Annotated in this window: 19 protein-coding genes and 1 pseudogene; 9 read left to right on the top strand and 11 right to left on the bottom strand. The window is 70.7% G+C overall.

Features of this window, described 5'->3' with window-relative positions; translation table 11 throughout:
* Positions 1–63: 63 nt before the first annotated feature.
* Both RFN52_RS03545 and RFN52_RS03550 read right to left on the bottom strand, forming a co-directional pair.
* Complete coding sequence (locus tag RFN52_RS03545) at positions 64–1,662, bottom strand: amino acid permease (RefSeq protein ID WP_184842162.1); 1,599 nt, start codon at positions 1,660–1,662, stop codon at positions 64–66.
* A 129-nt stretch (positions 1,663–1,791) separates the two neighbouring features.
* Positions 1,792–3,177 carry an acetamidase/formamidase family protein gene (locus tag RFN52_RS03550; RefSeq protein WP_184842165.1) on the bottom strand — a complete coding sequence of 462 codons (1,386 nt, stop codon included), beginning with the start codon at positions 3,175–3,177 and terminating at the stop codon, positions 1,792–1,794.
* A 272-nt stretch (positions 3,178–3,449) separates the two neighbouring features.
* On the opposite strand from RFN52_RS03550, the gene RFN52_RS03555 reads away from it, so the two are divergent.
* On the top strand, positions 3,450–4,262 hold the full coding sequence (locus tag RFN52_RS03555) for a hypothetical protein (protein WP_184842168.1): 813 nt from the start codon (positions 3,450–3,452) through the stop codon (positions 4,260–4,262).
* Between the two features lie 40 nt (positions 4,263–4,302).
* Here RFN52_RS03555 and RFN52_RS03560 read toward each other — a convergent pair whose 3' ends face one another.
* The gene (locus tag RFN52_RS03560) at positions 4,303–5,823 is read right to left on the bottom strand and encodes a PucR family transcriptional regulator (protein ID WP_184842171.1); all 1,521 of its coding nucleotides are present in this window, start codon (positions 5,821–5,823) and stop codon (positions 4,303–4,305) included.
* A 233-nt stretch (positions 5,824–6,056) separates the two neighbouring features.
* Between RFN52_RS03560 and RFN52_RS03565 the strand changes: the two genes are divergently transcribed.
* The 6 genes from RFN52_RS03565 (at position 6,057) to RFN52_RS03590 (ending at position 11,622) form a co-directional block, all read left to right on the top strand.
* On the top strand, positions 6,057–6,992 hold the full coding sequence (locus tag RFN52_RS03565) for a polysaccharide deacetylase family protein (protein WP_184842174.1): 936 nt from the start codon (positions 6,057–6,059) through the stop codon (positions 6,990–6,992).
* A gap of 123 nt (positions 6,993–7,115) precedes the next feature.
* Positions 7,116–8,606 carry an APC family permease gene (locus tag RFN52_RS03570; protein ID WP_184842177.1) on the top strand — a complete coding sequence of 497 codons (1,491 nt, stop codon included), beginning with the start codon at positions 7,116–7,118 and terminating at the stop codon, positions 8,604–8,606.
* Entirely contained in the window at positions 8,603–9,298 is a 696-nt protein-coding gene (locus RFN52_RS03575; protein ID WP_184842180.1) for an SDR family NAD(P)-dependent oxidoreductase, read from the top strand. Before RFN52_RS03570 ends, RFN52_RS03575 begins: the two co-directional genes overlap by 4 nt.
* 1 nt (position 9,299) lies before the next feature.
* Positions 9,300–10,073, top strand: coding sequence for an SDR family NAD(P)-dependent oxidoreductase (locus RFN52_RS03580; RefSeq protein WP_184842183.1), 774 nt, complete (start codon positions 9,300–9,302; stop codon positions 10,071–10,073).
* A gap of 30 nt (positions 10,074–10,103) precedes the next feature.
* Positions 10,104–11,072, top strand: a complete 969-nt coding sequence (gene speB / locus RFN52_RS03585) for an agmatinase (RefSeq protein WP_184842186.1) — start codon at positions 10,104–10,106, stop codon at positions 11,070–11,072.
* Between the two features lie 157 nt (positions 11,073–11,229).
* On the top strand, positions 11,230–11,622 hold the full coding sequence (locus RFN52_RS03590) for a VOC family protein (protein ID WP_184842187.1): 393 nt from the start codon (positions 11,230–11,232) through the stop codon (positions 11,620–11,622).
* 517 nt (positions 11,623–12,139) lie between these two features.
* Here RFN52_RS03590 and RFN52_RS03600 read toward each other — a convergent pair.
* Together RFN52_RS03600 and RFN52_RS03605 are read right to left on the bottom strand one after the other, a co-directional pair.
* Positions 12,140–13,552, bottom strand: a complete 1,413-nt coding sequence (locus RFN52_RS03600; RefSeq protein WP_184842190.1) for a cytochrome P450 — start codon at positions 13,550–13,552, stop codon at positions 12,140–12,142.
* A 167-nt stretch (positions 13,553–13,719) separates the two neighbouring features.
* Entirely contained in the window at positions 13,720–14,208 is a 489-nt protein-coding gene (locus RFN52_RS03605) for a GNAT family N-acetyltransferase (protein ID WP_184842193.1), read from the bottom strand.
* Between the two features lie 599 nt (positions 14,209–14,807).
* Here RFN52_RS03605 and RFN52_RS03610 point away from each other — a divergent pair.
* On the top strand, positions 14,808–15,710 hold the full coding sequence (locus tag RFN52_RS03610) for a DUF5134 domain-containing protein (RefSeq protein WP_311240879.1): 903 nt from the start codon (positions 14,808–14,810) through the stop codon (positions 15,708–15,710).
* Positions 15,711–15,904: 194 nt separating this feature from the next.
* Here RFN52_RS03610 and RFN52_RS03615 read toward each other — a convergent pair whose 3' ends face one another.
* The 4 genes and pseudogenes from RFN52_RS03615 to RFN52_RS03630 form a co-directional block, all read right to left on the bottom strand.
* Positions 15,905–16,648, bottom strand: a complete 744-nt coding sequence (locus RFN52_RS03615; protein ID WP_311240880.1) for a F510_1955 family glycosylhydrolase — start codon at positions 16,646–16,648, stop codon at positions 15,905–15,907.
* A gap of 4 nt (positions 16,649–16,652) precedes the next feature.
* A pseudogene (locus RFN52_RS03620) lies at positions 16,653–16,857 on the bottom strand (proton-conducting transporter transmembrane domain-containing protein); the annotation flags it as partial.
* 8 nt (positions 16,858–16,865) lie between these two features.
* On the bottom strand, positions 16,866–18,302 hold the full coding sequence (locus RFN52_RS03625; RefSeq protein WP_184842199.1) for an MFS transporter: 1,437 nt from the start codon (positions 18,300–18,302) through the stop codon (positions 16,866–16,868).
* Positions 18,299–19,894 carry a DHA2 family efflux MFS transporter permease subunit gene (locus RFN52_RS03630; protein ID WP_311240881.1) on the bottom strand — a complete coding sequence of 532 codons (1,596 nt, stop codon included), beginning with the start codon at positions 19,892–19,894 and terminating at the stop codon, positions 18,299–18,301. The genes RFN52_RS03625 and RFN52_RS03630 overlap by 4 nt, the downstream gene beginning before the upstream one ends.
* A gap of 90 nt (positions 19,895–19,984) precedes the next feature.
* On the opposite strand from RFN52_RS03630, the gene RFN52_RS03635 reads away from it, so the two are divergent.
* Positions 19,985–20,632 carry a TetR/AcrR family transcriptional regulator gene (locus tag RFN52_RS03635; RefSeq protein ID WP_184842205.1) on the top strand — a complete coding sequence of 216 codons (648 nt, stop codon included), beginning with the start codon at positions 19,985–19,987 and terminating at the stop codon, positions 20,630–20,632.
* Positions 20,633–20,664: 32 nt separating this feature from the next.
* Here RFN52_RS03635 and RFN52_RS03640 read toward each other — a convergent pair whose 3' ends face one another.
* Together RFN52_RS03640 and RFN52_RS03645 are read right to left on the bottom strand one after the other, a co-directional pair.
* Positions 20,665–20,886 (bottom strand): hypothetical protein, encoded by a 222-nt coding sequence (locus RFN52_RS03640; protein WP_311240882.1) that lies wholly within the window; start codon positions 20,884–20,886, stop codon positions 20,665–20,667.
* Positions 20,862–21,884 (bottom strand): DUF1015 domain-containing protein, encoded by a 1,023-nt coding sequence (locus RFN52_RS03645; protein WP_311240883.1) that lies wholly within the window; start codon positions 21,882–21,884, stop codon positions 20,862–20,864. The genes RFN52_RS03640 and RFN52_RS03645 overlap by 25 nt, the downstream gene beginning before the upstream one ends.
* Positions 21,885–21,923 lie beyond the last annotated feature (39 nt).

Here is a 21,923-nt window from a genome sequence, read left to right on the forward strand (position 1 = left end):
CCTTCGTGGTTACGTCGTCGGTGCGTACGGTCGCGTCGTCAGGGCCGCAGGCCGCCGAGCGGCTCAGGCGGGCTCGGCGACGGCTGCGGCCTCCTGGGCGGGCGGCTCGACGTGCGTGTGGGGTACGTGCCTCAACTCGATGCGGCGGTGCAGCCGGCGGGCGAGGAAGTAGGCGGCGCCTACGGCGAGGCTGAGCCCGATGAAGAGCAGGGCGCTCCACCGCAGCCACCACGTGCCGTCGGTGAGGTCGTAGATCTCCGGACGGGGCCAGATCAGGTTGACCGTCATGCCGACCTGGTAGAGCACGGCGAGCGTGTTGACCGCCAGGCCCCAGCGCCCCAGCGAGAACAGCGGCCGGCCCGTCTCGTCGACGCCCGCGGGAAGCCCCCGGTGCCGGATCCGGGCGGCCAACTGCGGCAGCGTCACGCCCAGATAGGCCAGGTACAGCATGGCGATGCAGAGGCTGGCGAGGGCGGTGAAGATCGCCGACTGTCGGAGGTTGACCACGAGCGCGATCGCGGCACCCACGCCCACCACGACCGACGTGGTGATCGGCGTACCGGTGCGGGCCGACACCTTGCCGAGGTGCCGGTGGAACGGCAGGGCGCCCTCGCGGGCCATGGAGTAGATCATCCGTGCGCCGGAGGTCTGCACGGCGAGGGTGCAGGCGAACACCGCCACCGCGACGCAGCACAGCAGCAGTCGGCCCAGGACGTCTCCGAGCCGGTCGGTGAGCACCCAGGAGAGACCGCCGGTGGCGAGGTTCCCGTCGGTCAGGCTGGTCGCCGCCATCAGTCCCGAGAGGATCAGCAGCGCACCGCCGACGCCCGAGAGGACCAGTGCCCGCAGGATGGTCCGGGGAGTGGTCCGGCGCGGGCTGTGCGTCTCCTCCGCCAGCTCGCCCGCCGAGTCGAAGCCGACCATGACGTACGCCGCCATCAGCGAGGACGCGAGGAAGGCCCCGAAGTAGCCGCCGTCTCCGGCCCAGCCGGTGGTGTGGGCCACCGCCTCCGGGCCCCGCTCGGGCAGGAAGAAGAGCACCAGCACCAGTGCGATCACGCCGACGATCTCGACCGCCACACCGATGCTGGTGGCGGCGGCCATCTGGCGGATGCCGAGGATGTTCACCACCGTGGTGATCACCAGCAGGAGGCAGCCCAGGAGGACGGCGTTCTGCGCACCGGTCGGGGAGCCGACCGACGGGTCGGCTCCCGCTCCGCCGACGATCTGGAATCCGGACCAGATGCCCGGCAGCACCGCCTGCGCCGCGATCGCGGCCGCCGCGACGGTGAGGATCTGGCCGATGATCATGATCCAGCCGACGAACCAGCCCGTCGTGGTCCCGGCCAGCCGGCTCGACCACTGGTAGATCGCCCCGGAGATGGGCCAGCGTGCCGCCAGTTCGGCGAAACAGAGCGCGACCAGCAGCTGGCCCGCGAAGACCAGCGGCCAGGTCCAGAAGAACGCCGCCCCACCGAGGCCGAAGCCGAGGCCGAACAGCTGGAAGACGGTGGTGAGGATCGACACGAAGGAGAAGCCCGCGGCGAACGACGCGAAGCTGCCCACCCCCCGGCGAAGTTCCTGCTGGTAGCCGACGGGAGCGGGACTGCTCGTGACGCCACCGTCGGGGCCTTGCTCAGGGGCGAGTTCAGGCCGGCCCATCGCGGCACCTCCGATCGATCAGGGTTACCTGTCGAGTGACAGGTATTGCGATGGTGGGGTGGACGGGTCTCACGCCTGCGTCCCAGAAGTTAACTTCGTGTATCCGGGTGGCACTTGGGGTGTCTCGTCCTACTGGGCGGTGAAGTGGTCCTTGCGGATGACCCCGTGCACGCCCACGGTGCGGTCGACGACCTGCGAGATCTCGAAGTCGGCCGCCGCGGACAGGTAGGCGTAGGCGACCGCCCGGTCCATGCCGATGTCGTCCTGGAGGAAGTCCAGCGCGTTGACCACCGCCCGGCGCATCGCGATGTTCAGGTCGTTGACCTGGCCGTTCCGGGAACCGTCCGGGTCGGAGAGTCCGATGGGCACCCAGGCGTCAGAGGTCTCGGCGAACGGGTAGTGGAAGGCGACCGAGGGCGCGTCGCCCGAACCCGCCTTGCACACGGTGAGCCGGAACGTGGCGCGCAGGGACCCTTCCATGGCGGTCAGCGCCACCTCGCCGTCGCCCATGGCCATGTGGGAGTCACCGGTGTAGAACAGCGCGCCTTCGGCGTACACGGGAAGGAAGAAGGTGGCACCGACACCCAGCAGGTTGATGTCGATGTTGCCGCCGCCGAGCGTGGGCGGGATGGAGTTCAGCGAGGGGGCGGTGAGGGTGTCGGCTGGGGCGAACGCCACACCCATCATCCCCATGAACGGGTGCAGCGGGAACACGACCTCGCCGGAACCGCCGCGCGGCAGCACACCACTGGGCACGCCGTTCCGCCCGCGGCGCACCGGTGTGAAGACCGAGACGTCGCCGTAACGGGTGGGATCACCGGTGGCCCGCCCGTCCGTGCCCACCGGCGGCATGATCTCCTCCAGGGTGATCCCCGCCGGCACGCCGCCTCCGGCGAGCCGGGGCAGGGCGCCCTTGCCGTGGCGGCTGGAGACGACGCCGTACGGTACGCGCAGCAGCATCGAGAGCATCTCGACCTTCAGGACGTCTCCCGGCTCGGCGCCTTCCACGTAGACCGGCCCCGTGACCACGTGCGGACCGTCCACGTCGAAGTCGCGCTCGGTGCGGGAGTAGTCCGCGGCGATCGCGACGGCGTCGTCGAGCACCTGGTCGCGCGGTACTCCCCGCCGTCCGAAGTACGCCACCGGGTCGCGGCCCTGGTCTTCCAGGATGCCCTCGTGCGACACCGTGTCCACGGTGATCGTCTCCCCGGACCGCATACGCGCCACGGGCTCGCTGTCCAGAGCCGGCACGTAGCCCCACCGCACCTGGTCCGGGAGGGAGCGGAGGTAGTGCTGCCCGTGGATGGGTCCCTTGCCGGGCTGCAGGATCTCGCGGGGGAAGAGGGAAGGCGCGGCGGCGGACGGAGAACTCGGCGCACTCGAAGCGGCCTGGGCGCCCAGCAGGCTCCCGGCGGCCCCGGTCACGGCTGCCGCGGCGCGCAGGAAGCCCCGTCTCCCCAGCCTCTCGATGAGCGCCTCGCGCACGGCGCGGTTCGTCGGCCTCGACGATTCCATGGGTCCTCCAGCAAGAGTCTCGGGGCGGCCGGGGCCCGTCGGACAGTGTCCTGCGCACCCGGTCACCCGGCGGTTGCGACCAGGCTGGTGGGCGGTCATGGCGCTCGGCCATGCGACCGGGACACAGAACTCCGGGGCACGTCCGTACCCGGGTATGAACGGGAACGCGCCACACGGGGGCTGCCCGGGCGCGGCACCACCAGCGGCATCGGGGAAGGGAACGTCATGCGGCAGTGCCAGGGCCGTAACAGGCCGCCGCTTTGCTGGACCGCGTGGCACACACCAGTCCTGTCCTCGCCGAGCTGACGGGGGCCTGGCATCGCTCCCTTCTTGTCGAGGGCGACGGCAGTCGCGATGCCACCAGCACCGTCACCTGGCTCCAGGGGCCCACCCGTTACGCCGACCTGCGTCAGGCCGCTGACCGGCCGCACCCCCAAGGCAGCCGGAGCCTCGGTGACCTCAGCTTCGGACAGCTGCTCGACCTGGCGCGGCAGGAGGGGTTCGCCGGGCGGTTGCACCACGCCGACGGGGCCTTCCACTGGAACCGCGCCGTCGACTTCGCGCCCACGTCCGTTCCGGACGCCGGGGTGCTGACCTGGCGAGGACCGATGCTGATGGAGACAGGCCTGCACGCTCCGTACACCGAGCACTGGCTTCCCGGCGCGGGCGCCGGCCTGCCCTGCGCAGCCGTGGAGTTGGCGGATCCGGACTCCGGCGCCATCGCCCTGCTGGTGCGCACGCGAACGTGGTTCGGCTACGGCCGCAGCCGTCCCGAGCCGCTGCCGGCCCACGCCCCGCTGGCGGAACTGGTGGCGGGAGCCGGAGACCTCGGCCGGGCCCGGCAGATGCTCGACTGCGAGGTGTCACTCGGCCGGGTCGTGGGCCACCGCTGGACGTTGCACCGCTCGACCCTGCCGCACCGCGTGGGCCGGACCCTCGCCCCCGGCCTTGTCGGATCCGCTGGGCTGCTGCTCGCTGACACCGGTCCGGGAGGTGCCCCGTACGCCCGCCGCTGGGAGGTCACCGCGGCCGAGGGGCGCCTCGACGCCCTTTCCTCGATCTCAGGTTCCCCGGCTGGTACTTGACGGTCGGGCGGGGCCTTCCCGCGTGCCGCGGTCATCGGCGTCAGCCGCGCACCGGACCGCGGCTGTGGACCAGGTCGTGGGCCCGCACGGCGAACCACAGCTCCGCAATGTGATCGGTCTGCGTGACCCCGCGTCCGGTCAACTGCTCGATCTTGCGCAGCCGGTAGCCGAGGGTCTGTTTGTGGATGTGCAGTTCGTCGGCGGCCAGCCGCCACGACCGATTGCTGCGCAGGGTGACCCGGAGCGTATGCAGGTACTCGGTGCCGTGCTCGGCGTCGTGCGCCATCAGCGCGCCCAGCACCCTGGACACCAGGACCTGGGCCTCGGCAGGGGTACGGGGCAGCGGCAGCGCGGTCTCGTCGCCGTACCGGACCACACGCCGGTTCTCGGCCTTGGCGGCGCCCAGCGCCCAGCGGGCCTCCTGCCGGGCTTCGGCGACGCGCCCCGCCGTGCCGATCCGGTCGCTCACGCCGATCGGCGCCGAGGTTCCCAGCGAGATCTGCTCCAGTAGCTCCGGACGGTCGTCCATCACGATGTGCAGGCTGTCGTCGCGGCGCAACAGCAGGTGAGGGACCCGTGGTCGGGACAGACGGCGGTGGACCTCGTCGGCGACGCTGTCGCAGGCGGCAGGGGTGAGGACGAAGACGGAGCCGGCCGGTGCGATGCCGCTGTCCGCCAACTGGTGCTCGGCCGCCGTCGGATCGAGCCTGCGCTCCAGCAGGTGCAGCAGCAGGTCGGCGCCCCGGCGACGGCGGCTTTCCCGGTCCGCCGCGAGCTGCGCCAGCTCCAGCGCGCCGACCGTCGCGACGTGTTGCAGCAGTCCGAGACCGGGCGGCTGTTCCCCGGTCGGCTCGGCGACCAGCGCCGTCGGCTGATCGCCCGGCACGGCGACGGCCAGCGCCGTGGCCCACCGGCCGTCGCTCTCCCGGCGGCGCAGCCTCAGCACGCCCGGCATGGCACGGGAATGGGCCGCGAACTCGGCGGCCAGCGCGTCGGCGAAGCCGGTCTCGGGTCCGTCGTCGAACAGCGACAGGCCGGTCTCGGGATCGACCAGGTACAGTCGCGCGTCCAGCTCCCGGCCGAGCCTGTCGAACATCTCCGGTCCGGACAGGCCCCTGGCCATCGAGGTCCGCAGCAACGCGTACAGCCGCGCGACACTCGCGAGCTGCCGGGCGCCCTCACGTTCGTTGACGTCGGCCACCGCCCGCGCGACCGCGCTGAACGGCACGCTGTACGGCACGGACACCACCGGCAGCGACAGCGCGTCGGCCCGCTCGGTGAGGGCACGGGTCAGCGGCGGGCCCCCGGTGCCGAGGCCCAGCCCGAAGGCGCTGGGGCCCGCCTCGGCGAGCTGCTCGATGAAGGAGGCCTGACCTGGTGGATCGGCAGGCATGCCGGTGCCGTTGGTCAGCAGCAACTCGCCCGAGGCGAGCCATGCCCAGGGGTTGGGCAGGTCGGACGGGTGCACCCAGCTGACCTCGCGGTCCAGGCCGCGGGCCCCGGCGTGCAACGACATCTGCAGGTGCGGCATCGCGAGAAGTTCGCCCACGGTCACCGCCATCGCTGCCTCGCCTCCCGGACCCCGGCCTGCGGCTTCTCCGGCGGTGAACCTATGCACGCCGGTCACTCCGGTGATGAGACCGGCGTGAATTCCTTGTTACCGGCGCTGGGGCAGCTTGACCGTTCATACCTGGGTATGACACGGGGCGGAAGATCTGCGTCCGGGTCGCATGGCGGACCCGCGGGTCCCGTTCGCATGCTGTGCGCACCCAGAAGCGAGCGGAGTGTGCGGCGATGACCCGATCCGATGGCCACCAGCGTGACGTGAACACCGCGGCCGGCCCCATCGGCTGGCCCGAGGGCTTCACCGCAGCCGCCTGTCTCACCTTCGACATGGACGCCGAAGCCGCCGTGCTCAGCACCGACATCTCGTCGGTCGACCGGATGAGCCCGATGAGTCACCAGTCGTACGGACCGCTGGTCGGGGTGCCCCGGATCCTGGACATGCTGGAACGCCACGGCCTCAAAGCCACGTTCTTCGTCCCCGGATACACGGCACACCGCTACCCCGCGACCGTCAGGTCGGTGGCCGAGGCAGGTCACGAAGTGGCCCACCACAGCTACTTCCACGAGAACACCGCGGGAATGGACGCCAGGACCGAGGCCGACATGCTGGACCTGGGGATCAAGGCCCTCCAGGAGGTGGCGGGCGTCACGCCGGTGGGCTACCGGGCGCCGATGTGGGAGCTGAACTACCACACGCCGCGGCTGCTTGAGGATCGCGGATTCCTGTACGACTCCAGCCTCATGGACGCCGACCATCCCTACCGGCTGGCGGTGGACGAACGGCCGCAGGCCGGCAGCATCGTGCAGGTACCCGTCTCCTGGGGCCTGGACGACTGGGAGCAGTACGCGTTCCTGCCCGGGCTCATCGGCTCCGGTGTGATCGAGAGCCCGGCCAAGGCGCTGGAGATGTGGACCTGGGAGCTGGAGGCCATGCACCGCCTCGGCGCCTGCTTCGTCCTCACCTGCCACCCGTTCCTGTCCGGCCGCCCCTCGCGCGCCGAGGCGCTGGAGCGGCTCATCGAGCGGATGAAGGAGCTGCCCGGCCTGTGGATCACCACGGTCGCCGAGGTCGCCCGCCACACCGCCTCCCTGGACCTCGTCCCGCGCACGTGTCCGCAGCCCCGGATCCCCGAACAGGCGTACTGGGTACCGCGGCGCCCCTGACACCGGGGGCCACGTGTGTCCTGCCTCTCCCCCCCACTTCTCGCACCACGGGCAACGGCGCCTGTCGTGTACGTCCGTACGCCCACGGCGGCCCGGCCGGCCGCCCCTTCGACAGGAACCGTCATGCCCGAGAACACCACCACCGCCCCGCCGGGCCTGCCCGCCGCCGAAACCGGCACCACCGCCGGCGAAGAACTCAAGCAGCAGTACACGCTGAGATCGGCGTTCGCCCTCGCCTTCTCGGACGTCTCCCCCATCGTCGGCCTGTACGGCGTGTTCGCCCTGGGCGTCGTGACCGCCGGCCCCGCCTTCTGGTGGGCGTTCCCGGTCGTCCTCGTCGGCCAGCTGCTGGTCTCCGGCGTCTTCGGCGAGTTGGTGTCCCGCTGGCCCTTGCAAGGCAGCGTCTACCAGTGGGCACGCCACCTGATCGGTCCCCGCTACGGATGGTTCACCAACTGGGCGTACATGTGGGGACTCACCCTCGCGCTGTCGGCCCTGTCCTACGCGGCGTCCGGATTCCTGATCGAGGCGATCGGCCTCACCGGCGTCAGCGGTACGACGCAGGCGCTGATCGCGCTGGGAGTGCTGCTGTTCGGCTCGGCCGCCAACATGATCGGAGGCCGGGTCCTGAAGGTACTGCTGTACTGCAGCCTTGCGGCGGAGCTCGTCGCCACCCTGGGCATCGGGATCGTGCTGCTCTTCGTGCACCGGGAGCACGCCTTCTCGACCCTGCTGAGCGGCGGCGACACCGCACACGGCGCCCAGTGGCTCTTCGGGCCGTTCCTCGGCGCGGTCGCCATGGCGGGCTGGTCCTTCGTCGGATTCGAGTCGGCCGGCTCCATCGCCGAGGAGGTCAAGGAGTCCCGGCGGGTGCTGCCCAAGGCCATGCCGCTGGCCCTGGCGGCCGTCGGCCTGCTCGTCATGTTCGCCAGCCTCGGCATCCTGCTGGCCATGCCGGACATCGCGACCGTACTGAGCGGGAAGGACGCGGACCCGGTGTCCACCACCCTGCAGACACGGCTCGGCTCCTCGACCGGCAAGGCACTGCTCATCGCCCTGGTCGTCGGGTTCACCGCCAGCCTGATGGCGGTGCAGGCAGCGGTGAGCCGGTCCATCTGGGCCGGCGCCCGGGACAGGGTCATCCCGGGCTCCCGGCTGCTGGGCACCCTGTCCGGACCCGAGCGGGTGCCGCGGAACGCGATCGCGCTGACCGTGGTCGTCGCCGGATCCCTGCTCTTCATCAGCACGTCGAAGATCTACGCCCTGCTGCTCTCCTTCGCCAACGCCGGGTTCTACCTCTCCTACGCGCTGCCCGTGCTCGGCGCGGTCTACGTCCGGCTGCGCGGCACCTGGGAGCCCGGCGAGGTGTCCATGGGCCGGTGGGGCACGCCGGTGACCTTCGCGGCCGGGGCATGGGTGGTCTTCGAGTCGGTGAACATCGCCTGGCCGCGCGCCCTGAACGGAGTGTGGTACCTCGACTGGGGGCTGCTGATCATGACCGGGGTGCTGGGAGTGATCGGCGTGCTGGTGAGCCGGTGGGCGTTCCGGCCCGGTCGCGAGGCACCGGCGGCCCCCGCCCTCCGCTCGGTGGCGCTCGACGAGGGCGGAGCATGAGCGCTCCGGTCGCCCTGATCACCGGCGCCGCGGGCGGTATCGGCGCCGCGACCGCCGAGGTGCTGCGCGAGGCGGGCTGGCGTACCGCCGGGCTGGACCTCCGCCCTTCCCCCACGGACCTGCCGCTGATAGCCGACGTGGCCGACCGCGGCGCGGTCGCGGACGCCGTCGACCGCGCGGCCGGCCGGTTCGGCCGCCTGGACCTGGTGGTGACCGCCGCCGGGTACTACGAGGACGGCGTCGACGTCGGCGACATCACCACCGACCAGTGGAACCGCATGCTCGCCGTCGCCCTGGGCGGCACGGTCAACACCTGCGCCGCCGCCCTGCCGCACCTTCTCGCCGCCGGCACGGGCACCGTGGTGGTGATCTCCTCCGAGCTGGCCCTCGCGGGCAGCACCGGCGACCTGCACTACGTGGCTGCCAAGGGCGCGGTGCTCGGCTTCGCCAAGTCGCTGGCCCTGGAGGTGGCCGACTCGGGAATCGGGGTCAACATCGTCGCTCCCGGCCCCACGGACACCCCGCTGCTGGCCCCGGACTCCGCTTGGCGCGATCCGGCCTACCTGGCCACGCTGCCGCTCGGGCGGCTGGTCACCCCGGCCGAGGTCGCGCACACAGTGCTCCACCTGGCCACCGAGGGCCGCATGTACTGCGGGGACGTGCTGTCCCCGAACGCCGGGGCGGTGATCTGACATGACATCGGCTGCACCCCCCGGGCACAGCGGCATCGCCCTGGTCACCGGAGCCGCCCAGGGCATCGGCCGGGCTTGCGCGCTGCGGCTGGCCGCCGACGGTCACACCGTGGCCGTGAACGACGTCACCGACGACGGGCGGCTGTCCGAACTGGCCGAGCGCATCGGCGGGATCGCCGCGCCCGCCGACATCGCCGACCCGGCCGCGGTGGCCGCCATGCTGGACCGGCTCCGGCGGCTGGCCGGCCCGGTGGAGGTTCTGGTGGCCAACGCCGCCACGATGTCGATGGGCCCGTTCCTCGACCAGAAACCCGAGGACTGGTGGCACCAGATCGAGGTGAACCTGTCCGGGCACTTCCGGGTCGTCCAGGCCGTCCTGCCCGGCATGCGGGCCCTCGGCCACGGCCGGATCGTGGTCATCGCCTCTGAGTGGGGCGTGATCGGGCAGCGCAACGCCACCGCCTACGCCGCCTCGAAGGCCGGGCTGATCGCCCTGGCCAAGGGACTGGCCCGCGAACTGGGTCCCCAGGGGATCCGCACGAACTGCGTCGCCCCGTCCTACGTGGACACCGATCAGCTCAGGGTGGACGCCGCCGACGCCGGCGTGACACTGGAGGAGATGCGGGCGCGCTACCGGCGGTTGATGCCTGTCGGCCGACTGGCCGAGCCCGTCGACATCGCGGCAACCGTCGCCTTCCTGGCCTCCCCCGGCGCGGGAGCGATCACCGGCCAGATCCTCCAGCCCAACGGCGGCTCCACCCGCGCCCGTGCCTGAACACTCCCGGAACCCGGAAGAGGAACCCCCATGCCCGACCCGTCCCGTGACCCGGTACGCCCCGTGGACGGCATGGCCGTTCCGCGCTTCGCCGGAAGCGGAAGCTTCGCCCGGGTGCCGGAGATCGACCGGGTCGGCGACTACGACGTCGCCGTCCTGGGCGTACCGTTCGACGCCGGCACGTCCTACCGGCCCGGCGCACGGTTCGGCCCGATGGCGGTCCGTCAGGCGTCCCGGCACCTGCGCCCGGAGTACCACGTGGAGCTGGACATCTCGCCGTTCACCGCCCTCCAGGTCGTCGACGCCGGTGACGTCCCGGTGACCCCGTACTCGATCGACACGGCCCTCGGCCAGATCACCGGCCACGCCCGGGACGTGGCGCACGGCGGACGCCGGGTCCTGGCGATCGGCGGCGACCACACGATCGCGCTGCCGATGCTGCGGACGGCGGTGGCCGGGCACGGTCCCGTCGCCCTGGTGCACTTCGACGCGCACCTGGACACCTGGGACACCTACTTCCACGCGCCGACCACCCACGGCACGGTGTTCCGCCGCGCGTTCGAGGAGGGCCTGCTCATCGAGGACCACTCCATCCATGTGGGCATCCGCGGCCCCGTCTACGACCGGGCGGACCTCGACGCGGACAAGCGGCTCGGCTTCCGTACGATCCGCGCCGGCGACATCGATCTGCTCGGCACGGCCGGCGCGATCCAGGCGATCACCGAACGGGTGGACGACCTCCCGGTCTACCTGTCCGTCGACATCGATGTCCTCGACCCGGCCTTCGCACCGGGCACGGGCACGCCCGAGTCCGGCGGCCTGACCAGCCGGGAACTCCTGCAGGTCCTGCGCGGGTTGACCGGATTGAACATCGTAGGCGGCGACGTGGTGGAGGTGGCTCCCGCCTACGACCACGCCGAGATCACCTCGATCGCCGCCGCGACCGTGCTGTTCGACCTGATCACCCTCATGGCCCGCAGGGCCGGCAACGCCAGGTGACGGCGGCGCGGCAGGACTCGTGTCCCGCGTCTTCACGGTTTCGGGGGTGAAGGGGGGCGACCATCCGGACGCTGTCCGCGTGGCGTGCGCGGGACTGGGGCGCGTGTGGTGTGGCCTGAAGTGTCAGGACGGCTCACGCACGAAGGAGACACACGGCATGTTCGGACAGTCCCAGGCGTTCAGTGGCTTCGCGGTCGACGACCTCGGCGAAGCCCGCCGGTTCTACGGTGAGACGCTCGGTCTCCAGGTGGAGGAGACCGGGGAGGGGGACATGCGGATGCTGACGATCAGACTCGGCAGCGGCGCGCAGGTCTTCGTCTACCCCAAGGAGACGCACACTCCTGCCACGTTCACAATCCTCAACTTCCCCGTGGACGACATCGAGGCCGCCGTCGACGAACTGGATCGGCGCGGCGTGACCATGGAGCGCTACTCGGAATTCGATCACGACGCGAAGGGCATCGTCCGGGTCGGCAACGGCGGCCCTGCCGCGATCGCCTGGTTCACCGACCCCGCCGGGAACGTCCTCTCCGTGCTCCAGGAGAACTGACCGGCCGCCTGCCCGGCCGCCTGCGTCATCCTGCGGCCCGGCCGGAGGCCGGTGACAGTTCGAGAACGGTGTCAGTGCCGAGGCGCCGCACTTTCTTGCCCGGCACGTCCGAGCGCTACGCTGCCGCCGCGCTGCCGGCCGTGATGCCCCGCCGGGCGATGTGCGTGTGCGTCTCCCGCGTCATGGGAAGGGGCGTCACCATCGACTGCTGAACGCGCTGAACAGTGCGGCAGCACCCGCGGCTACGCGGGAACGCCCGCACGCCCACCTTCCCCCGCGGCCCGAGTGGGCCGCAGGTCCTGCTCCGCCCAGATGCATGTGCCGTCGTGGAGGTAGCGGACGCCCCAGCGCCGCGACATCGCGGCGACGAGTTGCAGGCCGCGTCCGCCTTCGCCGGTATGACTCGCGCGGCGGATCCGGGGGGTGAGGCTGCCGTCGTAGACCTCGCAGGTCAGGAAGCGGCTGCGCAGCGGGCGGAGGCGGACGGGGCCCTCATGAGGGCTGCTCGACCGACCCGTCAGCCGGCCGAGTCCGAGTGGAACTCCATGGCCAAGGCGTCGGGTTTTACTGTGATGACGGCCTGGGCCCGCGGTGGACGGGAGATCACCTTGAACCGGGGCCAGGTTTGGAGGACGGTCGCGAGGATGATGTGCAGCTCAATCCACGCGAAGTTCTCTCCGATGCACTTGCGGCGGCCGTCGCCGAAGGCGAGAAAGGACCCCCGGGTGGCCGCGACGCGGTCTGCCTCCCAACGGTCCGGATCGAAGGTGTCCGGGTCGGGGAAACGGGAGGAGTCATGCTGGTGCAGATAGGGACTCCACACGACATCGGCGCCCTCGGGTATGAGGTGTCCGCCGAGGACGATGTCGCGCGCGGCGGTCCGCGTCACCATCCAGGACGGTCCGTATTTTCTGATGGCCTCCTGCAGAACCCGTCGGGCGTACGGGAGTTGGTCGATGTCGTCGTAGCGCAGCGGCCGGTCCTCGCACACCGAGGCCAGTTCCTCGCGAAGACGTCGTTCGACGGCGGGATTGCCGGCGATCTCGTACAGCGCCCAGGCGAGTGTGGTGCCGGTGGTCTCGATCGCGCCGGCCAGGAGGGTGATGGCCTCGTCCTGGAGTTGCCGACGGCCGAGTTGGTCTTCAACACCGAGCAGGGTCTCGAACAGGCCCCTCTGCTCCCGGCGCGCCTCGGACGCATGCGGGCACGCCTCGGCGCCGGACGCACTGTCCGCCGAAGCGGATCCGGGTGCGGTGACATCGATGTGATGGTCGATGGCCTGGTCGATGAGGGCGCGCAGGCGGGCGACACGGTCGGCGTGCGCGCGGTTGGCGGGCAGCGCCAGCCGCGTGATCCAGGGCGGAAGGATGACCTGCCGAATCGTCCCTTTCATGATCTCGGGCATGAGGGCGGTGAACTCGCCCTCCAGGTGTGCGGGCAGGTCCGCGCCGAACACGGCGACGAGGAACGTAGCCAGGGTGATCTCGTTCATGCCGGCGAACATGTCGCGCGGCTCGGCCGCGGGCCAGGCGCCGACCATCGTCCGCACCTGATCGATCATGGCGTTGCCGCGCTCGGCGATATGCGCCCTGCTGAACATGGGCTGCATCAGACGGCGGTTGCGCAGATGAGTGTCGCCGTCGGCGACGGTCGCGACTCCATCACCGAGAAAGACCCGCAGCGCATCGTAGTACTTGCCGCCCTTGGGGAAGTGGGCGGCGTCGGTCACCAAAACCTGGCGGGTCAGTGCGGGGTCCGTGACCACGTAGGCGGGTGTGGGGCCGATGCGTATGCGCACCACCCTGCCGTATTCGCGCAGCGAGGTGATGAACGGCAGGGGGTCACGGACGAGGCGGAGTCCATGCCCGATCAGTGGCAGTCCGCCGGGGGCCGTGGGGGTGGGGACGGGGGCCGTGGTGGGGGCGCTCATCACGCGCTCACTCCTCGTGGGGGAGGAATCAAACGCCCAAATACCTGCCCATGACAGCTACTCTCGATGCACCGAGACGGCGATCCGTGCGTCACACACCGGTCCGCCCGATGCCCTTGTCCGGCCCAGGTGCGCCGCTGGCCCGCAGTGCGAACCGGCACACCGCGTCATTCCGGAGAAACGCGAAACTCGAATTCGGGACGGTCCCACGGCACAGCGGGCGGGTTCGCGAGCGCGGTCCCGATCCGCACTGCACCTGCGCGGTGGTAGAAGTCCTCGGCGGGAAGATGCGACACGACCTTGACACGGTCGAGCCGGGCGGCACGGGCCTCGGACTGCATGTGCGCGACGAGCAGCCGTCCGATACCCCGTCCTTGCACTTCGTCGTCGACGAACAGCAGGTCGAGCTCCGGTGGAGCGAGGACGAGCGAGTAGAACCCGAGGATCCGGCCTCCATACTCGTCGGCGCCGACGGCCACAAAGGTGCGGTGGGCCTCGATGTAATCAGGCCCGACCCGGTAGCCCGCGACTGCGGCTGCGTACTTACCCGCGTAGGCGCCTGAGCCACGCACGAGCCGCGTGAGCCGTTTGGCATCCCGCGCGACGGCCCTCCGTATCGTGATCGGCCGGCTGACCGGGGAGTGGCGTGAACTCATCGGGAGAGTATGTCGCACCGGGGCCTGCCGTCGTGCGGCGGGTCGGCTGCTCGCGCAGGATTCCTGCACCGCTCCCGGGAACCTCCTGCTCAGACCCCGATCGACCAAGTCACCGCCGCCGCATCGGCCGCCCGCCGACAGCAACCGGAACGCCGAACCGCTGCGGAGGAGCCGGAGAACGGGGTGCTCCCAAGAGAACAACCGAGTGCAACGGCGCCCGCGCCCCCCTCGTAACCACCTCACTCCGAACTGCGCGTCACGGACAGCACTCGTTGCGACCACCTTCAAGCCCCTGAGTCGCCCTTCCGGTGAGTCGGCATGGTGGGCGCACGCATAGCCGCCCTCCGAACTATGTTGCCCCACCACATGTGCCCCTGACCTGCATCTTCCTACTGCTGCTACAAACGATTCGTCCGCCTCACCACGTAGGACACGGTCTTAACCGCACTGACACCCACAGAGGAAACTCCCGCTCGCTGAACACCTCTTGGCCCCACTACGTACTGAGGGCATCCATAGGTGACAGCCAGAGGACGACCCACGTCGACGCGCCCGCTAACCACAGCGCACGCGACGGCCGGTCGATGCGGAGGGCAGCAATGGGGAGTCCGGCTCTGACGTGGACGCTGGCGGCCGTCTCCGTACTCGTGACTGTCGTGAGCGCAGCCCGGCTCGCCGCGGCGGACAGCGGAGAGGCCCGGTTCGCGGCCGGAGGCGACGTCGTCATGGCCGGTGGCATGGCCGTGATGTTCCTTCCCGCGACGGCAGCCAGCTTCGGAGACCACGGCTTGTGGTGGGTCACGGCCTTCACCGCCGTCGGCCTCGGCGGTGTGGCCCTGTCCGTGCGCCACGCCCGGCTGCACGGCTGGCAACACGGTCGCCGCTGGGCACACCACGTCATCGGCAGTGCCGCGATGGTGATCATGACGCTGGCCATGCCGGGCACCGACTCCGCGCCGGCTCTGGCTCTGGGCGGGCACTCGATGGCGGGCATGAACCACGGGCATGGCCAGGGGTCCGCCGGGACGTCCGACGCCTCCGAGAGCGTGGGCCACGCCGGGATGGCGGGCATGGAGCACTCCTCTGGGATGACCTCGCACGACATGACGGCCGGCGCCGCCCACAGCGCTGCGGCGGGAGGCTCCGCTTCTGTGTGGCGTGCCGTTCTGCTCGCTCTGGCCGTGTACTTCCTGCTATCGATCGTCGCGTCCGTCTGGGCACGACTGCGCGGCACGGATCGGCAGTCGGGTGCGGGCCGCGGCGCAGGAAGGGGCCGCTGGGCACGGCGGCTTCTCGCCCTGCCCGACGCGATCGTGGTGTTCGTCGCGTCCCTCGCCCTTTCCGTATGGGACAAGGCCCGGCCAGGAGGGAACAAGCGCCGGGCACACGCGGCAGCAGGCAGCCGCCGTCGCCCGCCGGGTACGTCACCGGGCGCAGCGCTGACGGCCCACATCGGCATGGGCGGCACAATGTGCGCCATGCTCGTCATGATGGCCGGCTGACGCCTCCGTCGCCCCGACTTCCCTGCGTCACTCATTGCCGTGAGGCTGCGGACTCCGCCCGGGCGTCCCGCCCGGGGTGCATGACTCACAGGCCGAAGCTCCTGCGGACAGTCCCTGGAACTCTCGGGGCACCGCAGGGCGTACGTGCACGCCGGAGACTCCGGTACGGGGTCTCCGGCGTGGGGAGATACCGCTCAGTGGGCGCCGCTCGTCTCGACGGCGAGGCGCTTCGTGAACGCATTGCCGCCGTCCTTCGACTCGTACACCCCGGTCTGGGTGGCTGCCAGGATGTGCTCAGCGCCGACGGCGGTGAGAGCCTGGGGCTGGCCGCCCGGCACGGTGGCGGCCTTCTTCCAGGTGCTGCCGCCGTCGCTGCTGCGGTGTACGCCGCCGGAGGTGTCGATGCCGTACAAGGCGTCCTTCGCCGCCCAGGAGAGGAAGGCCATCACGGGCTTCTCACCCTTGGCGAAGGTGCTGCCGCCATCGGCGCTCCGGGCTACGCCGTCGGCGGTGGTGGCGAGCACGTTGTCGGGTTCCTGCGGGCTGACCGCGATGTCGACGGCTTCCACCCGCGCGCCCTCCTTCCAGGAGACGCCGTCCTTGGTCGTGCGCACCAGACCGTTGGTGGAGTCGTAGCCGTAGACCGTGCCGCGGGCGAAGTCCAGGGCATGGAAGTCGGACTCGCCGGACAAGGACAGGGACTTCCAGGTCTTGCCTGCGTCGGTGCTCTTGATGAGCCCCTTGTTGCCACCAGAGGTCGGGTGGCCGCTGGCGTAGAAGGTCCTCGCACCGGACACGGTGAAGCCCATGAAGTCGTCCTTGCTGTTCCCGACCAGCTCCGGCTCCCCCTCGGCGTCGGGGCTGTAGACGCCTTCGTGGGTGGCGACGTACAGGCGCTGGTCGGCGAGGTCCAGACCGAGACCGTGGATGTGGCTCACGGTCCAGGGCAATCAGAGCGCCGTAGAGCACGGAGACCACACCGACGACCACGAAGACAAGGGCGTACTCGCGCCAGGCGTCGGGGCAGGACGGGCATGGCGATGCGCAGCAAGCCGTACGTCCCCATCTTCAGCGACACCCCGGCGAGGATCGCCGACCCGGCGGACGGGGCGTCGGTCTGAGCGGGTGGCAGCCAGGTGTGGAAAGGGGCTCTGGTCAGTGCACATGCGGGCCACCCGTCGACTGCGGTTTGCCTCGCGGGACGAGCCCCAGGGACACGACGGCGCCGATAGCGGCCGCCACGGCGCACACCGTGAACGCGTCGCCGAAGCCTTCCACCGAGCCACGCTCGAAGCCGGAGGCTGCGACGGTCGAGACGACGGCGACGCCGACCGAGCCACCCACCTCGTGGAAGGTGTTGACGACTCCCGAGGCGAGCCCTGCCTCCCGGTGCCCGACCATGCCCAGAGCGGTCGTGGTGGCGGTGACGAAGACCGCGCCGAGGCCGAGGGAGGCGATGACGAAGCCTGGCAGAAGCCCGCCGTACACACCGCCGGTCTCGGACAACCGGGTCAGTGGGATGGTGCCGACGGCCGCGACGGCCATGCCGGCGACGGCCGTCGGACGGCTGCCGATCCGGCCCACGAGCCGGGAGGCGAGGTGGGCGCCGATACCGGTGCCCACGGCGACGGGCAGGAAAACCACGCCGGTCTTCAGTGCACTGAAGCCGCGGATGTGCTGGAGATAGATCGACCCGAGGAAGAAGTACGCGATCAGCAGGCCCGTGGCGATCAACATCAAGAACGCTCCCGCCAGCACCGGCCGCCGAGTGAACATCCGCAGGTCCATCAGTGGGGCGCGACTGGTTCGTTCGACCCCCGCGAAGGCCGCGTATGCGACCGCCGCACCTGCCAGCGGCAGCAGGGTCGAGGCGGCCGCCCAGCCGGCGTCCCCCGCTTTCACCAGGCCGTAGATCAGGGCGGCCGTACCCGTGGTGACGAGGAGCGCACCAGGTACGTCGAGCCGCGCGGGCTGCGGGGCCCGGGCCGGCACGAGGGTGGGCAGGGCGGCCAACAGGAGCAGTCCGACCGGCACATTGACGAAGAAGGCCCACTGCCAGCCGGGACCGTCGGTCAAAGCCCCGCCGAGGAGCACGCCGGCAGCCGAACCGGTGCCGCCGATCGCCGCCCAGACACCGAGGGCCTTGGTGCGTTCCGCACCGTGGAAGGTCGTGGTGACGATGGACAGCGCGGCCGGGGACAGCAAGGCCGCGCCGACGCCTTGGCCGATCCTGCCACCGAGCAGGGCCGGGGCGCTCTGGGCCAGACCAGTGACCAGTGAGGCGGCGGTGAAGAGAGCGAGGCCGACGAGCAGGGTCCGGCGGGCGCCGAGAGCGTCGGCGAGTCGGCCGCCGAGCAGCATCAACCCGCCGAAGCAGAGGGTGTAGGCGGTGACCACCCAGGTCAGCGTCTCCCGGCCGAGGCCGAGGTCGGCCGCCATGTCGGGCAGGGCGACGTTCACGACGGTGACGTCGAGGATCAGCATGAACTGGGCGAGGCAGATCAGTGCGAGGGCTGCCCAGCGGCGCAGGTCGGCGGGCGGAGGAGGGTCGTGTTCGGCCGTGTGCGGGGCACCGGCTGCGGAGTGGGTCATGACGAGTCCTTCTGGTGCGTTGTTCCGGTCGTGCCCGCGCCTCGGGACGGCGCGAGGAGAAGGGCGAGGAGCACACCTGCCGCCGTGACGCCTGCTCCGGCGAACATCGCTGGTCCCATGCCGTCGACGAAGGCACGGCGGGCAGCTTCGGCGAACGAGGCTCCGGCCTCGCCGGGCAGGCGTTCGGCGAGTGCGAGCGCGGTGCCGAGGGAGTCCTTGGCGGATTCCAGGAGTCCCTCGGGAACAGGGGCAGGGGTGGCTTCGAGTCCGCTGCGGTAGCGGTCGGAAAGCAGGCTGCCCATGACCGCGACTCCGGTCGCCGCTCCGAGTTGTATGGCGGCGCTGTTGGTGGCCGAGCCGACGCCGAGGTCGGTTTCTGGCAGCGAGCCGACGATGGCGTCGCTGGTGGCGGTGATGACGAACCCGGCGCCCGCTCCCAGCAGCAACATCGCCACAAGCGCCAGGTCGTAGCCGTCCGTTGCCTCGGTGGTGGCGAGCACCGCGGCGGAGGCGGAGAGTAGGGCGAGCCCGCCGGCCGATACCGTACGCATGCCGAGGCGCGGCGCGAGGACACCCGCCAGCGGGCCGGCGACCAGCAGGGCGAGCGCGGCGGGGCCGAGCCGCACTCCGGTCTGCCCGGCGCTGTATCCGAGCACGAACTGGAAGTGCTGTACGGCCACGAAGAGCGTGCCGATCAGCGTGAACGCTCCCAGCAAAACCAGCAAGTCACCAGCCGCGAGCGCACGGTGCCGGAAGATCCGAGGCGGCAGCATCGGCGAGCCGGTCTTGCGCTGCCAGGCGACGAAGGCGGCCAGCAGGAGGGCGCCCGCCGCGAAGGCGGCCTGCACTGCGGGGCTCGTCCAGCCGCGGTCGGGCCCCTCGATGACTGCCCACAGCACACTCGCCACGGCCACGACGGACAGCAGTGCCCCCGCCGGGTCCAGCCGTCCGCTCTCGGGGGCGCGAGAGTCGGGCACCACGAGGGCGGCGGCGATCAGACCCGCGATACCTATGGGGAGGTTGATCAGGAACACCGAGCCCCACCAGTAGTGGCTCAGCAGCCAGCCACCCACCATCGGCCCGATCACCGTCCCGACGCCGACGGCCGCCGACCAGATGCCGATCGCCTTGGTGCGGTCGGCACCGCGCGGGAATACGTTCCCGATGACGGCGAGCGTGGTCGGCATGATCAACGCCTCGCCGACACCCATGGCTCCACGCGCTAGCACGAGGGTGGTGACCGAGCCGGCATAAGCGGCAACCACGGACGCCACCGTGAACAGCGCCAGCCCCGACATGAAGATCCACTTGCGGCCCAGCCGGTCCGCCAGACTGCCGCAAAACAACACCAAACTGCCGGACATCAGCGCATAGCTGTCGACAATCCACTGCAACTGGCTGGTGGAGGCGCCGAGATCACCGACGAGGGTCGGCAGGGCGACGTTCAACACGGTGGTGTCGAGCCCGACGACCAGCAGGCTCACGCTCACGACGGCGAGGGTGAGCCATCGCCGGACCGGCGGGTCGCCAGTCTGTGGTGAAGCGGTCACCGTATGAGTCACAGAAGGCACGGAGTCCCCTTTCGCGCGCACGGCCTTGCTCGACCGGCTCCAATCTGAACCGTACCGTTCAGTTCATATGAACTCAACAGTTCAGTTCAGGTGAGTGCTAGGGTCGAGGTCATGAGCGTGGACAGCGTCAAACGGCCCCCCAGCGGGCCCCGCGCAGAGCTCAAGCGGCAGGCCATCCTGCGGGCCGCCCGCGAGCTGTTCCTGCGGGAGGGCTTCGGCGTGGGAATGGACAGCATCGCCGCCGAGGCAGGCGTCTCGAAGGTGACCGTCTACAACCACTTCGGCAGCAAGGAAGCCCTGTTCACCGCGGTGATCACGACCGCGCTCGACGAGCCGCTCGCCGGAGAGTCGTCGGCCGCGCTGGAGGGCCTGGCCGAAGCCGGGGACCTGCGGGCCGCCCTCGTCGAGGCGGCCCGCACCTGGGTCCACGCCGTCCGCACCAACCGCGAGGTCACCGCCCTGCGCAACCTCGTCGCCGCCGAGCTCCACCGCTTCCCCGAGCTGGGCGAGGCCTGGAGACACCGCGGCACGGAAAGCCACCACCCCGCAGTCGCAGGCGCCCTGCGCACCCTTGCGGATCAAGGCCGACTCGTGATCCCCGAGCTACAGGTGGCGATCATCCAGTTCTACGGGCTTCTGGTCTTTCCCCACATGGTCTTCAGCTCCTACGGCACACATATCGACGAGGACCTGACCGACCGTCTCATCACCAGCGGCGTCGACATGTTCCTGGGCCACTACAGCCCACAGAGCACATAGCGGCACACCCCGTCGAAACCACCGAAACGGCGCTACGACAGGCCCAGCACGCGCATCGCCAGACCGGCCGTCGGCTTGGGACCGAACGAGGTGGACTTCCGGGGCAACAGCACGCCGGCACCGGCCAGTTCCCACACCGTGTCCTGACTGATCACCGGCAACAGGAGCGCGCTGCCGCTACCAGGAGCGGACACGGCGGCCGTGGCCTGGCGGATGTCGTGGAAGTACGTCACGGCACCGGGCAGGTCAGGCACGGACCAGGCGTGGCGGAGCAGCAGGTGGTCGCTGACGGCAGCGGGGAGCTGCGCCCACTGGCTGGACGATCCGCCAGGGCTTCTTCCAGGGCTCGAGGATCAGGATGTGTGATGCTCCAGGCCTCTCCCCCGCCGGTCAGTATGAGTTCGCCGGGCTCGGGCGGATGCGGCCCTCCTGGCAGCGGGAGTACTCGGGCCACTTCGGCCGCGTTGCGTGCGGCTTTCTCCGGTTCCAGTGCCGGCAGCAGTCGATGGATCGCGGAGAGCCGAAGCGGAGACGTGACGGTATCGACCAGGAGAGCGAGGCTGCTGGTCCACGGGCCTGCCGCATCGCCGCTCAGCTGGAGGCAGGCGGCGTGGCGGTGGTGGCCGTCGGCGATGAGTGCCTGCCGTACGGACAGACCACTGACCAGACGGGCGAGTTCCGCGGGGTCGTCACAGGCCCACAATATGTGGGTGATCTGTCCGGTCCGGGCGACGGCGACAGGCGTTCGGCGGGTGGTGTGGTCCACGAGCTGTGCGGTCGTCGACTCTGTGCCTCGGTGGGCCAGCAGCAGCGGCTCCAATTGGGCGCGCAGCCCTGACATATGGGCAGCGCGCTGCCTGACCACATGAGCCGACACGTCTTCGTGCGGCAGCAGTTGTCCCGCCTGGTGTGGCAGCAACAGGTCGCCGATGAGGCCACGTTGGAGGATCCGGGCGCCACGCTGTTGCTGGTAGACGTACAGTGCGGGCCGCTCGTCCCGGCGGAGTACGCCGCGTCGCAGCCAGCGCGCCATTTCGCATGCGGCGCCATGCGGTGCGTCCGCGTACAGCAGTCGCGCCACGTGGTGCGGGTGGCGTCGGAGCGCGCGAACCTGGGCTGGGTGAAGGCTGTCGTGGGGCGAGGCGAGGAGCTCGGACGGGTCGCCGACACGGTCCGCGTCGTAGCGCACTGCCCGGAAGGGGCGGAGCTGCAACGGGGTCGGCTCGGGGAAGGGCACCGCAGGAGCGGGCATGAATGACTCCTGGAAGAGGGCAGGGCCCAGTAGGGGTGG

It is taken from the genome of Streptomyces collinus, assembly GCF_031348265.1.
In the GTDB taxonomy this organism is placed as follows: Bacteria; Actinomycetota; Actinomycetes; order Streptomycetales; family Streptomycetaceae; genus Streptomyces; species Streptomyces collinus.